Raw genomic sequence first — 12,869 nt, 5'->3', positions numbered from 1 at the left:
GGAGCGCGAAACGGGCGTATGTCTGATAGCCAACTTTTGGGCGGATTCGTCAGCCGGTATGATACGGTCGGTTCCGCATTCCGGGCGGTTACAGAAAGGGTGGGTTTTCCCCATGCACGCCCGGCCGCGGACGTTGATTTGTTGGCGTTGGCGCCAAGGCGCCGCAACGGCGGCATGACGTTCCGCGTGTGCGGATGGAGCAGAAGGAAAATGAAGAGAATATTGCGATCACTGGCGATATGCGGGCCGCTCATGGCGGCCGCGGCCGCGCACGCAGACTGCTTCGACGAAGCGGCGAAGTATCAGAAGGTCAATCCGCTCATCCTGCGCGCGATCGCGTGGCAGGAATCGCACAACAAGCCCGACGCCATCAACAAGAACGCCAATGGTTCGACCGATTACGGGCTGATGCAGATCAACTCGATCCATCTCAACACGCTCGCCCAGTACGGCATCTCGAGCGGCACGCTGATGGAGCCGTGCAAGAGCGTCTATGTGGCCGCGTGGCATCTGCGTCAAAAGATGAACAAGTATGGCAATTCGTGGCAGGCGGTCGGTGCTTACCATTCCGAAACACCTGCGCTGCGCGACAAGTACTCGGCGCAGATCATCGAGATCCTGCGTCGCTGGAAGCTGCTTCAGGCTACGCGCTGACCTTCGCCCGCGCTTTTCCGCATGTGCGCCGCGCACGGCGTGCATTTGATGCAAAATCCCCTATTCGATCGCCCGCGCCGCCCGACCGGCAGCGCGGGTTCGCGCTCGTGCGCTCCGTTCCCTGTCACGCTCCATTGCGATGAATCAGATGCCATTGCCCATTACCGTGCTATCGGGATTCACCGGCGCGGGTAAGACCACGCTCGTCGATGCCTTGCTCGCGAACGCCGCAGGCGCGCGCATCGGCGGCGTGACGTGCAGCAAAGCCGCTTCCGGCGCCGATCGCGAAACCACCGAACTGCCCAACGGCTGCCTGCTTCTGACACTCGGCAGCCGGTCGATGCAAGCGCTCGAAAGCGCGATCAGCTGGATCGCGGAGCAGCAGCGCTTCGATGCGATCGTCGTCGAAACGTCGGGCATCGCCGAACCGATGACCATCGCCGAGCATCTCGCGTTCGGCGACGACGACGATGCAACGCTCGCGGGCCACGCGCATCTCGACACATTCGTCACCGTGATCGATGCCGCTAGTTTCCTGCGCGATTACGCGTCCGCGGATTCGCTCGTCGAGCGCGGTCTGTCGCCGGAAGGCCATGACGACGAAGACGATCGGACGGTCGTCGAGACGCTCATCGAACAGATCGAATTCTGCGATGTCATCGTCATCAACAAGATCGATCTCGCCAGCGCGGATGAAATCGAAAAGGTCGCGCGCATCCTGCATGGTCTCAATCCGCGCGCGCTCCAGGTCCGGGCGCAATCGGGCGACGTTCCCATCGGCGACGTGCTGAACACCGGCCGTTTCGATTTCGATGCGACCGCGAGCGCGCCCGGCTGGCTCGCGATCCTGAACGGCGAACATCCGTCGGCCGACGAACCCGATGCGTTCGGCGTGGGCCATTTCGTGTATCGCGCGCGCCGGCCGTTTCATCCCGAGCGTCTGTGGAATCTGTTGCATCAGGAATGGCCCGACGTGCTGCGCGCGAAGGGCTTCTTCTGGCTCGCGACGCGAAGCGATGTAGGCGGCTCGCTGTCGCAAGCGGGCGGAACGGTCCGGCATGGACCGGCGGGACTATGGTGGGCCGCGCAGGATCGCAGCGAATGGCCGACTGACGATCCCGAGCTCGAAGCCGAAATCGTCGCGGAATGGTATGGCGATCCGGATGACAACAGCATCGGCGATCGCCGGCAGGAGCTGGTGCTGATCGGATTGAATCTCGATCCTGCCGTCTGGCAAGACCGCTTCGACGCATGTCTGCTCACCGACGACGAATGGGCGCGCGGTCCCGACGCCTGGCGAAGCTTCGCCGATCCGTTCCCCGCGTGGGAAGTCGAGGACCACGATCATGAGCACGACCACGGTCCCGACTGCGATTGCGACGATCATCGGCATTGATGCCGGACGAAAAAAAACCCGCCGAAGGGCGGGTCATGTACATCTGGCTACTTCGAGTAGCCGCACAATCGGCAAGATGCTTACCGCTTGTTCACTGCGTCCTTGAATGCCTTGCCAGCCGTAAACTTGACCGTCTTCGCGGCCGGAATCTTGATGGACTCGCCGGTCTTCGGATTGCGGCCGGTGCGCGCTGCGCGCTTTCCCGAGCCGAAGCTGCCGAAGCCGATCAACTGCACTGCGTCACCTTTCGAGACAGCCTTCTTGATCACTTCGAGCAACGTGTCCAGCGTTTCGCCGGTTTGAGCCTTGCTGGCGCCGGTCTGCGCGGCTACGGCGTCGATCAGTTCCTGTTTGTTCATTAAGGTTCCTTTATCAGTTTAGGTTGACACGAACAGCGCGAACGCGCCGATTATACGTGCGCAAACCGTGCAGTCGAGTAGGGACGGCCTTCTGGCGTGCCTCCCCGACGATTCGGCGTTCTTGCGCGGCATCTCACCGGCATTGCTTCACTTCGTCGCCTTCGCGCCGCCTCTATACGCGGCGCTTGGTATGATAGCGCAGCGCAAACCCAATCAGGATAAGGGTTTCAAAGATTTACCCTTATATTTTTGAGGCTCCCGGCCGCTTTTTTGGGCGTAGAACACCAGGGCGCGAACCATGCTACGCGAGCTGATCATCGAATACGGCCTGCCGTTGGTTTTTGCCAACGTTCTGCTCGAGTGCCTCGGCTTGCCGCTCCCAGCCTTGCCCACATTGGTTTTGACGGGAGCGATCGCGGTCTCCGCGAGCTTCGCTTCGGCGTCGGGTTCGGGGCTTGCAACGAGCTTTCCATCGGCGGTGTGGGAGGCGCTCGCGGCCATCGTGGCCACGGCCAGCATCGCGGCGCTCATCGGCGATGCGCTCTGGTTCTGGCTCGGGCGCCGCTACGGCAGCCGCGTGCTCGCCTTCATGTGCAAGCTTTCGATCTCGCGCGATACCTGCGTGAACCGCAGCCTCGACTTCTTCGGCCGCTTCGGCGTACGCATTCTCGCGGTCTCGAAGTTCATCCCCGGCTTGTCGACGTTGGCTATTCCCGTCGCGGGCGCGACCGGTATCGGCATCGGCAGCTTCCTTCTCTATGACGCGCTCGGCGCGCTCTTGTGGTCCGGCATCGGCGTCGCGTTCGGCGCGATATTCGCCGATCTCGTCGATAGCGTGCTCGCCTGGCTCGACCTGTTCGGACGCGGCGTGATCGCGATCGCGGTCATCGCGCTCGCGCTTTATCTCGCCGTGCGCTGGTGGCAGCGCGTGTCGCTGTTGCGCAGGCTGCGCATGGCGCGCATCGATATAGCAATGCTCCGCACGCTGCTAGAAGGCGAGCCGCCGCCGCTCGTCATCGACGTGCGCCGACGCGAACGTCGCGCGATGGATCCGTTCGCGATTCCCGGCGCGCTGCTCTTGCACGACGACGCCGCATCGCAACTCGCCGGCATATCGCGCGATCGCAAGCTCGTGACCTACTGCGATTGCCCGAGCGAAGTATCGGCCGCGCTCGCCGCCAAAGAGCTGACGGCGCACGGCTTCACCGATGTCGCGCCGCTGCTCGGCGGCCTCGAAGCATGGCGCGCGGCGGGCTACGCGCTCGAACCGCTGATGATCGAAGACGCCGCGAACGGCATGGCGCCGGCCATCGCCAAGTCATCTTCGGCTTGATGTTTCCCAATCTTTCGCATGACCGAATCCCTGCTTTTCGCGCCGCACGATCTGCCCGTGCGCTGGCGGCATGAACGCATCTTCACTTTCGTCGATACGACGTTCAGCGCCTTCCTTCCGCTCTGGCAACGCTGGCGCGACGACGAAGCGCGTTGCGAGCGGCTGCATGTCGTCGCTATCGCGCAGCCGAATGCGCTGAACGAACCGCCTTCGGCCGACGATCCATCGCCGCTCGCCGCCGAACTCGCGCGCGCCTGGCCGGTGCGCGTGCCGGGCGTGCATCGCCTCGAGTTCGATGATGGGCGCGTCGTGCTGACGCTCGCCATCGGCGATGACGTCCACGAGATGCTCGCGAAACTCTGGCTGCGCGCCGACGCGTTTCATCTCGATGCGCTGGACGATCCGCGCAAGCTGTGCAAGACGCTCGCGCGCTTTGCCGGCGACGGCGCGACGGTTTGCGCGAACGCCTCTCCGGCGCATCGTCCGACGTTGCGGCGCGCGCTGGCATCGTCGGGTTTCGACTGCTCGCCCGACGCAACGGATGCGCCGCTCGTTGCGTGTTTCGCACCGCGCTGGCGTGTGCGTCGTCATGAACCGCCGCTGCGTTGCGACGCGAGCTCGCGCGAAGCCATCGTCATCGGCGCGGGGCTCGCGGGCTGCGCGGTGAGTTCGCGGCTCGCCGCGCGCGGCTGGCACATCACGCTGATCGATCGTCATGCGGTCTCCGCGCGCGATGCATCGGGCAATCCGGCGGGCGTGTTTCATCCGATCGTCTGGCGCGACGACAGCGTCGCCGCACGCCTCACGCGCGCGGCATTTCTCTACGCGTTACGCCGATGGCGCGCGCTGGAAGACGCGAATCACGAGTTGCATCGCAGCGGCGCGGGTCTGCTTCAGATCGCCGATACGGCCGACGACGCCGATGCGCTCGCCGCCACCATCGCGCGATTCGCGTATCCATCCGACTACGTGCAGGCTATGACGCGCGCGGATGCATCGCGCATCGCGGGCGTCGATGTCGCGCGCGGCGGCTGGTACTTTCCACGCGGCGGTGCGATCTCGCCCGCGGCCGTGTGCGCGGCGCAAATCGATGACGCTTCGGCGCGGATCACGGCGCGCATGAATACCGAAGTGACGCGCATCGAACACGATGGCCGCATCTGGCGCGCGTTCGACGCGAGCGGCGGTGAGATCGCGAGCGCGCCGGTCATCGTGCTTGCGAACGCGCACGATGCGGCGCGGCTCGCTGGCCTGTACGGCGAACCGACGCGCAGCGTGCGCGGCCAACTCACCGTGCTCGATAGCTGCGCGCTCGATCCTCTGCGCATGCCGGTGATCGGCGAAGGCTACGCGGTGCCGCTCGGCGCGGGCGGCACGCTCGTCGGCGCGACGTATGACATCGACGATCCCGATCGCGCGATCCGCGAGGCCGGACATCGGGAGAACATCGGGCGCGTGGCGGGCATGTTGCCGGACCTCGCGCTGATGCCGGGCACAGTACGCGCGGGTCGCGTCGCGTTTCGCTGCGTGACGAGCGACCGCATGCCGATGATCGGCCAGCTCGCCGACGAACACGCCGCGCGCCGCGATGCGCGTGAACTGTCGGTCGCGTGGCCGCTCGATCTGCCGCGCATCCCGGGTCTCTATGGCGCGTTTGCGTTCGGCTCGCGCGGACTCGTCTGGGCGACGCTCGCGGCCGAGCTGATCGCTTCGCTCGTCGAAGGTGAACCCTGGCCCATCGAGCGCGAACTGGCCGAAGCCATCGATCCAGCCCGCTTTTTGCTAAAGGCGTTGAGGCACGGCGAGATATCCCCGGCAAGTTGTGGATAAGCCGTCGAATTGCGTGTGAAAGTCGTGTGAACGCGTTGTGCACGTAAACGGGACAACTGAGGCGTCCGGTTTACGCGGCCAAAAGTTGTTCCGCGTTCACCGCGCGGCGCCAACATGTTTACGGCCCGCTTCTGCTTTCTCCAAATGATTGAATGAAAAGACAAAACCCATGTTATCCACAGAAAAGGCGTTGCTTTGTTAACCACTACTACGTTTATATACAGTAAACCTGTAAACACCTGACGGCGAGTTCATCGGCCGGCCGTAAACGTGGAAGTCCGGTCGCCGGGCAAGCCGGTAGCCGGTCAGGTTTGCCATTCGCGTTCGAGCCTGGCAGTCGCTTTTACTTCATAAGAATCATGAGCTTGGACTTTCTGCCGGGCGACGCGAGGTATGGCACAATCGCGCTTCTTCCTGCGTTGCGCCCTCTCCAAGATGGCGTCCGCTTCAATGGAACGATGGTTGCGAGCCAAGAATCTGATCAACGAAGCCGCAACCGTCGTTTGCTGCGTTCGGCCCGGCATCCGAGCGGGCGCCGCATGCGCCACTCATGTCACACGGATCGGAGATGTCCGGTGCGACATTGAGGGCATGCAAGGCGTCTCGTCGTCAGCCGGACGCGTCGTCTAATTCGTGCACGGTTCCGCCGTGACGCCGTGTTCGTTCGCATTTCGATTCGCCTGAATGAACCAACGCTCGCGTAGCCGGGCGGATGCGCCTCGTCCGCGAGCGCGCGCCGCCGATGCGAGTCACGCAACGGAACGTGCACGCTCTGCTGCAGCACCGAAGGAGAATCCCATACGATGAATTCGGCATTTTCATTTTTGCCCGCCTGGCCGCTCGAACCCGACGCGATTCTCTGGGCCGGCCTCGCGCTCGTCACGGCGGGCCTCGCCGGCGAGTTGCTGTGGCGCGCGTGGCGCTTGCCGCGCATCACCGGTTTCGCGGTGATCGGGCTGATTGCCGGCAACGCGGGCCTCGGCGTCATCGACGCGAGCGCGGGCGGACTGTCGCGGCCGCTGCTCGATGTCGCGCTCGGGCTCTTGCTCTTCGAACTGGGCGGACGGCTCGACTTGCGCTGGATTCGCCGCAATCCGTATCTGATTCTGTCGAGCATCGCCGAATCGACGCTCACGTTTGGCCTCGTGCTGATCGCGCTGACGCTCCTCAACGTGCCGACAATGCCTTCGGTCGTGATCGCATCCATCGCGATGGCCACGTCGCCCGCGATGGTCATCCAGTTGAAGACCGAATTGCGCGCGGAAGGCCAGGTCACGCAGCGCCTCCTGACGCTGACGGCGTTGAACAGCATGTACGCGGTGGTCGTCGAGAAGCTCGCGGCCGGCGTGCTGCATCAGGAAATCTACGGCAATGCGTTTGCGACGATCCTGCAGCCGCTTTATCTGCTGATCGGTTCGCTCGTGCTCGCGTTCCTGCTCGCGCGCGCGTGCAACATGCTCGTGCGACGCCTGCCCGCGAACGACGAGCATTCGTTCGTCGCGCTCTTCGGGCTCGTGCTGCTGGCGATCGCGATCGCGCACATCTTCAAGCTGTCGACGATTCTCGCGCTGCTCGCCGCGGGCATCATCGTGAAGAACGCCGATGAACGCCCGCAACTGTGGCCGTCGCATTTCGGTTCCGCCGGATGGCTGCTCACCGTGATCCTGTTCGCGCTGACGCTGACATCGTTTCACTGGCGCGACATCGCGCTCGGCGGCGTTGCGGCGGTCGGGCTGATCGTTGCGCGTTTCGTCGGCAAGCTGGTCGGCGTGCTGATTTTCGCGAAACCGAGCGGCCTCAACTGGAAGCAGGGCGCGGCGCTCGGCGTCGCGCTCACGCCGATGTCCGCGCTCGCGTATCTGCTCGTCGACGACATGTACGTGCTCTATCCGGACTACGACCCGACGTTGCGCGCGATCGTCATGTGCTCGATCGTCGTGTTGCAGATCGTCTCGCCTTTCGTCGTGTACCGTAGCCTGTCGGCGGTGGGCGAGCGGCGCGAGTAAGCGCCCGTACTCTTCAAGCATTGTTCATTCAAGAGGCGCCATGGCACTCGAACCTTTCATCAACTCCGAACCGTTCACGTTCGGCGTCGAGCTGGAGATCCAGGTCGTCAACACGCATGACTACGATCTGACGCGCGCCGCGTCGGACCTCATGCGTCTCATCAAGGACGAAAAGATTCCGGGCAACATCACGCCCGAAATCACCGAAAGCATGATCGAGCTGTCGACCGGCATCTGCACGACGCACGAGCAGGCCGTGACCGATCTGCGCAAGATCCGCGACGTGCTCGTCGCCGCGGCGGACCAGCTGAACGTCGGGCTTGCGGGCGGCGGCACGCATGCGTTCCAGCAATGGAGCGATCGCCAGATCTATGACGCGCCGCGCTTTCAGTACATTTCCGAGCTGTACGGATACCTTGCCAAACAGTTCACGGTGTTCGGGCAGCACGTACATATCGGCTGTCCCGATCCGAACAGCGCGCTCTTCCTGCTGCATGCAATGTCGCGCTACATCCCGCATTTCATCGCGCTTTCGGCGTCGTCGCCTTACATTCAGGGCGTCGATACGGGCTTTCACTCGGCGCGTCTGAACTCGGTATTCGCTTTTCCGCTGTCGGGACGCGCGCCCTTCGTGCTGACCTGGGACGGCTTCGAGGAATATTTCTCGAAGATGGTCAACACGGGCGTCGTCAACAGCATGAAGGACTTCTACTGGGACATCCGGCCGAAGCCCGGCTTCGGCACGATCGAAGTGCGCGTGATGGACACGCCGCTGTCCGTCGACCGTGCCGCGGCGATCGCCTGCTACATCCAGACGCTCTCGCGCTATCTGCTGCTGGACAAGCCGCTGACGCCGCGGGAGGACGACTATCTGGTCTACACGTTCAACCGTTTCGAGGCGTGCCGCTTCGGGCTGGAAGGCACCTGCATCCATCCGCAGACGGGCGAGCGGCAGACCATCGGCGAGGACATTCTGGCAACGCTCGACGTGCTCGCGCCGCACGCCGAAGCGCTCGGCTCGCAGGCCGCGCTCGCGGAAGTCGCGGACATCGCGCGCGGCGTGAACGACGCGACGTGGCTGCGCGGCGTGGTCGACAAGGAGAAGTCGCTGCACGAGGCAGTCAGACAGCAATGTCTGCAATGGCGTCGATAACGCAGCGCTTACGCTTACGCTGATGCAATTCAGCGAATCATGACGAAAGGCCGCTTCGAACTATTCCGAAGCGGCCTTTGTTTTTGAGCCGAATGAAACATGTGCTTGACGAGCAACGGGAATAACGCGCTCACGGCAACGTTTGAAAAAGAACCGATTCGACGTCGCTAAGGTTTACTTCGAAGAATCCGTATACATCCGTAATAGTAGTTAACAAGGCCGGTGCGTCGCTGTGGAAAACGTCAAAAAGAGGTTCAGAGTCAACGTGCTAGCGCGATGATAACCATGTGGATCATGCGCTCGTCGCGATACGAAATTCTGGACAACCGAAGGGCGTGCGACGCGCCGGCAGTGTTATCAAGAATACGTCCACAAACAAAGAAGACGTTTTTCCACGGGTTATCCACAGTTCTGCATGGATAATTAAGGTGTACGTTTGTTCTAGGTCGCTTAGAATGGCGACTTTGCTGGCGTAGCGTTATAGTCGGCAGGAAAACAGCGCCACGAGCAGGACCATAAGAAGGCGCAAAACGAAGAGGGTTGCAATGTCCCCAATCAGGCACCGCTAATTGGCTTGGCACGCCTGAATTTTGAGACGGCGGGGACCGAGAACGAAGTGCAGCTCGCAAGGGGTTCGGAGTACTCTTCTGCGGACGGCGTTTCGGACGAGGTGTTCGCGGCGGTCGGCGCGAACGTGCCGTCAAACACATAAGCGGAACAACAAGCGAAAGACTATGAGTGAAGGCGTTTACGGAGAGCAGGCGACGGGGCGGGTGACCCACGGCCTGCTGAGGCTGAGCACCGCGATGCGCAGCCAGGCATGGGAATGGGCGGAAGGCGCGGGGCTGACGCCGACCCAGGGTGAAATTCTCGTTCTGCTGATGCAGCGCAAGGGGCCGATGCGCCTCGGCGAGATCGCGCGTGAAACGGCGTTGACCGCCGCCACGACGAGCGATGCGGTGAGCACGCTCGAAGGCAAGGGTCTCGTCGAAAAGCGCCGCGCGCTCGACGATGGCCGCGCGCTCGCGGTTCGTCTGACCGCGCGTGGCCGCACGGCCGCGAAGAAGGCGCTGCAATGGCCGGACTTCCTCGCGAAGGCGGTCGGCACGCTGCGCGAGGACGAGCAGGTTGCGTTCTACCGCACGCTGCTCAAGACCATCCGTCAGCTCGAATCGCAACAGCAGATTCCGGCGCACCGCATGTGTCTGTCCTGCTCGCACTTCGAAGCGAGCAAGAATCCGAAGAAGACGCCGCATCACTGCTCGCTTCTTCAGATCGACATGGCGGACACCGATCTGCGTCTCGACTGTTCGGTATACGAAGAAGCCGACGTCGCCACGCAGAAGAAAAGCTGGAAGGTCTTCGCCCAGGTCGCCTGATCCGGGCGGACGGCGTACAAGCCATTCGGCGTCATCCGGCGCTGTGGGGCCGCGGCGAGTCGGTTAGACTGTGCCCGTCGCGCCTCACCGCGAGGCGCGGCTCGTCACAACTTCGTTCCGGGCCACACGCGCTCGACCTACGGAAAGCCGCCGATGAAACATGAAGTCCTGGCGATTCGCCACGTCTATTTCGAAGATCTGGGCAGCCTCGAACTCGTGCTCGGCGACCGCGGCCTGCCGGTGCGCTATCTGGACGTCGGGCGCGGGCGCATCGATGCGCCCAATCCGCTCGATCCTTCCTTGCTCGTCGTCCTCGGCGGTCCGATCGGGGCTTTTGAAGACGCGCACTATCCGCATCTCGCGCCGCTGCTTTCGATGCTCGAAAAGCGCATCGCGGCGGGCTTGCCGACCATCGGCATCTGTCTCGGCTCGCAACTGATCGCGCGTGCGCTCGGCGCGCGGGTGTATCCGTCGGGGAAGCTGGAGCTCGGCTGGTCGCCGCTCACGCTGACCGACGCGGGACGCGCGTCCGCGCTGCGGCATCTCGAAGCCGAAGGCGCGTCCGTGCCCGTCTTTCACTGGCACGGCGATACCTTCGATCTCCCCAAAGACGCGACGCTGCTCGCATCGACAGATATGTGTGCGCATCAGGCGTTCACCTGGGGCGAGCACGTGCTCGCGCTGCAGTGTCATCCGGAAGTGCTCGTCGAGCGCTTCGAGAGCTGGCTCGTTGCCTATCCGGGCGATGTCGCGAAAAGTGGCACGACGGTCGCCGCGTTGCGCGAGGAAACCGCGCGTCACGGCGCGAAGCTCGAACGCGCCGCCCGCGCGATGTTCGGCGAGTGGCTCGATCGCTTCACCGTGGATGCGCGCTGAACGTGTGATGGTATGAGCCATCGGCGTTTCTGCGTGTCGTGAAGGGCGGTGCTATTCTCGATCGCTTCATTTCCATCGACGAGTCACCGCCATGAGCGCGTTGTTCACACCCACGACCCTACGCGGTCTCGAACTTCCGAACCGCATCTTCGTATCGCCGATGTGCCAGTACTCCGCCGAGCGCGGCGAGGCCACGGCATGGCACATGATCCATCTCGGCCAGCTCGCGTTGTCGGGCGCGGGCATGCTGTTCATCGAGGCGACGGCCGTCGAGCCGGACGGACGCATCACGGCGGGCGATCTCGGTCTCTGGGACGATGTCACCGAAGCCGCGCTGCGTCCCGTGCTCGCCGCCATCCGCCAGTATTCGAAGATCGCGGTGACGATGCAGTTGTCTCACGCGGGCCGCAAGGCATCGAGCCGCAAGCCGTGGGAAGGGGGAGCGCTGGTTTCCGTCGCCGATGGCGGGTGGATGACTTACGCGCCGTCGTCCGTTCCGCATAAGCCCGAAGAAACGCCGCCGCTCGCGCTCGACGCCGCCGGTCTCCTCCGCGTGAAGGAAGCGTTCGTCGCGTCGGCGAAGCGGGCTGCGCGGCTCGGCATCGACGGCATCGAAGTGCATTGCGCGCATGGTTATCTGCTGCATCAGTTTCTGTCACCGATCGCCAATCAGCGCACCGACGAATACGGCGGCTCGCTCGAAAACCGCATGCGCTATCCGCTCGAAATCTTCGATGCCGTGCGCGCCGCGTTCCCGGCCGACAAACCCGTCGGCGTGCGCGTTTCGGCGACCGACTGGGTCGAAGGCGGTTGGAGCATCGAAGACACGATCGCGTTCGCAGCGGAGTTGAAGAAGCGCGGCGTCGACTGGGTCGATGTATCGTCGGGCGGCGTTTCGCCGTTGCAGAAGATTCCGTTGTCGTCGGGCTATCAGGTGCCGTTTGCGCAGGCCGTGAAGGAAGCGACGGGCGTGAACACTGTCGCCGTCGGACTGATTACGGAGGCGAAGGAAGCAGAAGAAATCGTGGCGAGCGGCAAGGCGGACTACGTCGCGATGGCGCGCGCGATGCTCTACGATCCGCGCTGGCCGTGGCACGCCGCCGCCGAGCTCGGCGCGACCGTCACGGCGCCGCCGCAGTACTGGCGCTCGCAGCCGCGCGACCAGAAGAACCTCTTTGGCGAGATCACAATCGGCCAGCGCTGAAACGTTGCGCGCATCGCCCGGACGGTTGAGCAGACGCGCGCCGGGAGTGTAGGATACCGGTGTGTTGGACGCGAGCGTTCAACGAGCGAACGCGGCGGCATCGAAGCCACCGCGTTTTTTTTGTCCCGATGTTCATCCCCGATCGCGCGGGAGCGAAGCGTTATTTAAGGATTCGTTCGATGAGTTCACGCAGGGTCACCGTTCGCCGCTCCGGCGTGCACGGTAAAGGCGTGTTTGCCGTGAAGCCGATCGCCGCCGGCGAGAAGGTGATGGAGTACAAGGGCGAGCGCATTTCGTGGAAGGAAGCGCTGCGCCGCCATCCGCACAATCCCGACGAGCCGAATCACACGTTCTACTTCGCACTCGACGATGGCCGCGTGATCGACGGCAAGATCGAAGGCAACAGCGCGAAGTACATCAATCATTCGTGCGCGCCGAATTGCGAGGCCGAGGAAGTCGAAGGGCGCGTGTTCATCCACGCGCTGCGCGACATCGAGGCGGATGAAGAGCTGAATTACGACTACGGTCTCGTCATCGACGGCCGCATCACCAAGAAGCTCAAGAAAGAATACGAATGCCGATGCGGCGCGAAGAAATGCCGCGGCACGATGCTCGCGCTGAAAGAAGAGAAGGCGAAAAAGAAGAAGTAAGCCGCGCTTAAGACCGGACAGAGCCACGG

The 12,869-nt window shown here is 63.4% G+C and carries 11 protein-coding genes; 10 read left to right on the top strand and 1 reads right to left on the bottom strand.

From position 1 onward, the window contains the following. Positions 1-210 precede the first annotated feature (210 nt). Both NCT05_RS00685 and NCT05_RS00680 read left to right on the top strand, forming a co-directional pair. Positions 211-654, top strand: coding sequence for a lytic transglycosylase domain-containing protein (locus NCT05_RS00685; protein WP_033536472.1), 444 nt, complete (start codon positions 211-213; stop codon positions 652-654). A 139-nt stretch (positions 655-793) separates the two neighbouring features. Next, entirely contained in the window at positions 794-2,050 is a 1,257-nt protein-coding gene (locus NCT05_RS00680; RefSeq protein WP_250501585.1) for a GTP-binding protein, read from the top strand. Positions 2,051-2,130: 80 nt separating this feature from the next. Here NCT05_RS00680 and NCT05_RS00675 read toward each other — a convergent pair whose 3' ends face one another. Further along, positions 2,131-2,409, bottom strand: a complete 279-nt coding sequence (locus tag NCT05_RS00675) for an HU family DNA-binding protein (RefSeq protein WP_008352404.1) — start codon at positions 2,407-2,409, stop codon at positions 2,131-2,133. Between the two features lie 298 nt (positions 2,410-2,707). On the opposite strand from NCT05_RS00675, the gene NCT05_RS00670 reads away from it, so the two are divergent. The 8 genes from NCT05_RS00670 (at position 2,708) to NCT05_RS00635 (ending at position 12,840) form a co-directional block, all read left to right on the top strand. Beyond that, on the top strand, positions 2,708-3,742 hold the full coding sequence (locus NCT05_RS00670) for a VTT domain-containing protein (protein WP_250501584.1): 1,035 nt from the start codon (positions 2,708-2,710) through the stop codon (positions 3,740-3,742). Positions 3,743-3,760: 18 nt separating this feature from the next. Continuing rightward, entirely contained in the window at positions 3,761-5,572 is a 1,812-nt protein-coding gene (gene mnmC, locus NCT05_RS00665) for a bifunctional tRNA (5-methylaminomethyl-2-thiouridine)(34)-methyltransferase MnmC2/FAD-dependent 5-carboxymethylaminomethyl-2-thiouridine(34) oxidoreductase MnmC1 (RefSeq protein WP_250501583.1), read from the top strand. A gap of 803 nt (positions 5,573-6,375) precedes the next feature. Further along, positions 6,376-7,578, top strand: coding sequence for a cation:proton antiporter (locus NCT05_RS00660; RefSeq protein ID WP_008352411.1), 1,203 nt, complete (start codon positions 6,376-6,378; stop codon positions 7,576-7,578). Between the two features lie 40 nt (positions 7,579-7,618). Further along, on the top strand, positions 7,619-8,731 hold the full coding sequence (locus NCT05_RS00655) for a YbdK family carboxylate-amine ligase (RefSeq protein ID WP_008352412.1): 1,113 nt from the start codon (positions 7,619-7,621) through the stop codon (positions 8,729-8,731). Positions 8,732-9,465: 734 nt separating this feature from the next. Beyond that, positions 9,466-10,110, top strand: coding sequence for a MarR family winged helix-turn-helix transcriptional regulator (locus NCT05_RS00650; protein WP_008352413.1), 645 nt, complete (start codon positions 9,466-9,468; stop codon positions 10,108-10,110). 153 nt (positions 10,111-10,263) lie between these two features. Next, complete coding sequence (locus NCT05_RS00645; protein WP_239294375.1) at positions 10,264-10,986, top strand: glutamine amidotransferase; 723 nt, start codon at positions 10,264-10,266, stop codon at positions 10,984-10,986. Between the two features lie 91 nt (positions 10,987-11,077). Then, entirely contained in the window at positions 11,078-12,190 is a 1,113-nt protein-coding gene (locus NCT05_RS00640; RefSeq protein ID WP_008352415.1) for an NADH:flavin oxidoreductase/NADH oxidase, read from the top strand. Positions 12,191-12,318: 128 nt separating this feature from the next. Beyond that, positions 12,319-12,840 carry an SET domain-containing protein gene (locus tag NCT05_RS00635; RefSeq protein WP_075583516.1) on the top strand — a complete coding sequence of 174 codons (522 nt, stop codon included), beginning with the start codon at positions 12,319-12,321 and terminating at the stop codon, positions 12,838-12,840. Positions 12,841-12,869 lie beyond the last annotated feature (29 nt).

Source organism: Caballeronia sp. AZ7_KS35, from assembly GCF_023631045.1.
Classification (GTDB): domain Bacteria; phylum Pseudomonadota; class Gammaproteobacteria; order Burkholderiales; family Burkholderiaceae; genus Caballeronia; species Caballeronia zhejiangensis.
This window is presented reverse-complemented; position numbering and strand designations above follow the sequence as displayed.

What these genes read in the sequence shown, in the direction of transcription:
- NCT05_RS00640 (WP_008352415.1), top strand. Translation starts at nt 11,078, where the DNA reads ATGAGCGCGTTGTTCACACCCACGACCCTACGCGGTCTCGAACTTCCG.
- NCT05_RS00655 (WP_008352412.1), top strand. Translation starts at nt 7,619, where the DNA reads ATGGCACTCGAACCTTTCATCAACTCCGAACCGTTCACGTTCGGCGTC.
- NCT05_RS00675 (WP_008352404.1), bottom strand. Translation starts at nt 2,409, where the DNA reads ATGAACAAACAGGAACTGATCGACGCCGTAGCCGCGCAGACCGGCGCC.
- NCT05_RS00635 (WP_075583516.1), top strand. Translation starts at nt 12,319, where the DNA reads ATGTTCATCCCCGATCGCGCGGGAGCGAAGCGTTATTTAAGGATTCGT.
- NCT05_RS00680 (WP_250501585.1), top strand. Translation starts at nt 794, where the DNA reads ATGAATCAGATGCCATTGCCCATTACCGTGCTATCGGGATTCACCGGC.
- NCT05_RS00645 (WP_239294375.1), top strand. Translation starts at nt 10,264, where the DNA reads ATGAAACATGAAGTCCTGGCGATTCGCCACGTCTATTTCGAAGATCTG.
- NCT05_RS00685 (WP_033536472.1), top strand. Translation starts at nt 211, where the DNA reads ATGAAGAGAATATTGCGATCACTGGCGATATGCGGGCCGCTCATGGCG.
- mnmC (WP_250501583.1), top strand. Translation starts at nt 3,761, where the DNA reads ATGACCGAATCCCTGCTTTTCGCGCCGCACGATCTGCCCGTGCGCTGG.
- NCT05_RS00660 (WP_008352411.1), top strand. Translation starts at nt 6,376, where the DNA reads ATGAATTCGGCATTTTCATTTTTGCCCGCCTGGCCGCTCGAACCCGAC.
- NCT05_RS00650 (WP_008352413.1), top strand. Translation starts at nt 9,466, where the DNA reads ATGAGTGAAGGCGTTTACGGAGAGCAGGCGACGGGGCGGGTGACCCAC.
- NCT05_RS00670 (WP_250501584.1), top strand. Translation starts at nt 2,708, where the DNA reads ATGCTACGCGAGCTGATCATCGAATACGGCCTGCCGTTGGTTTTTGCC.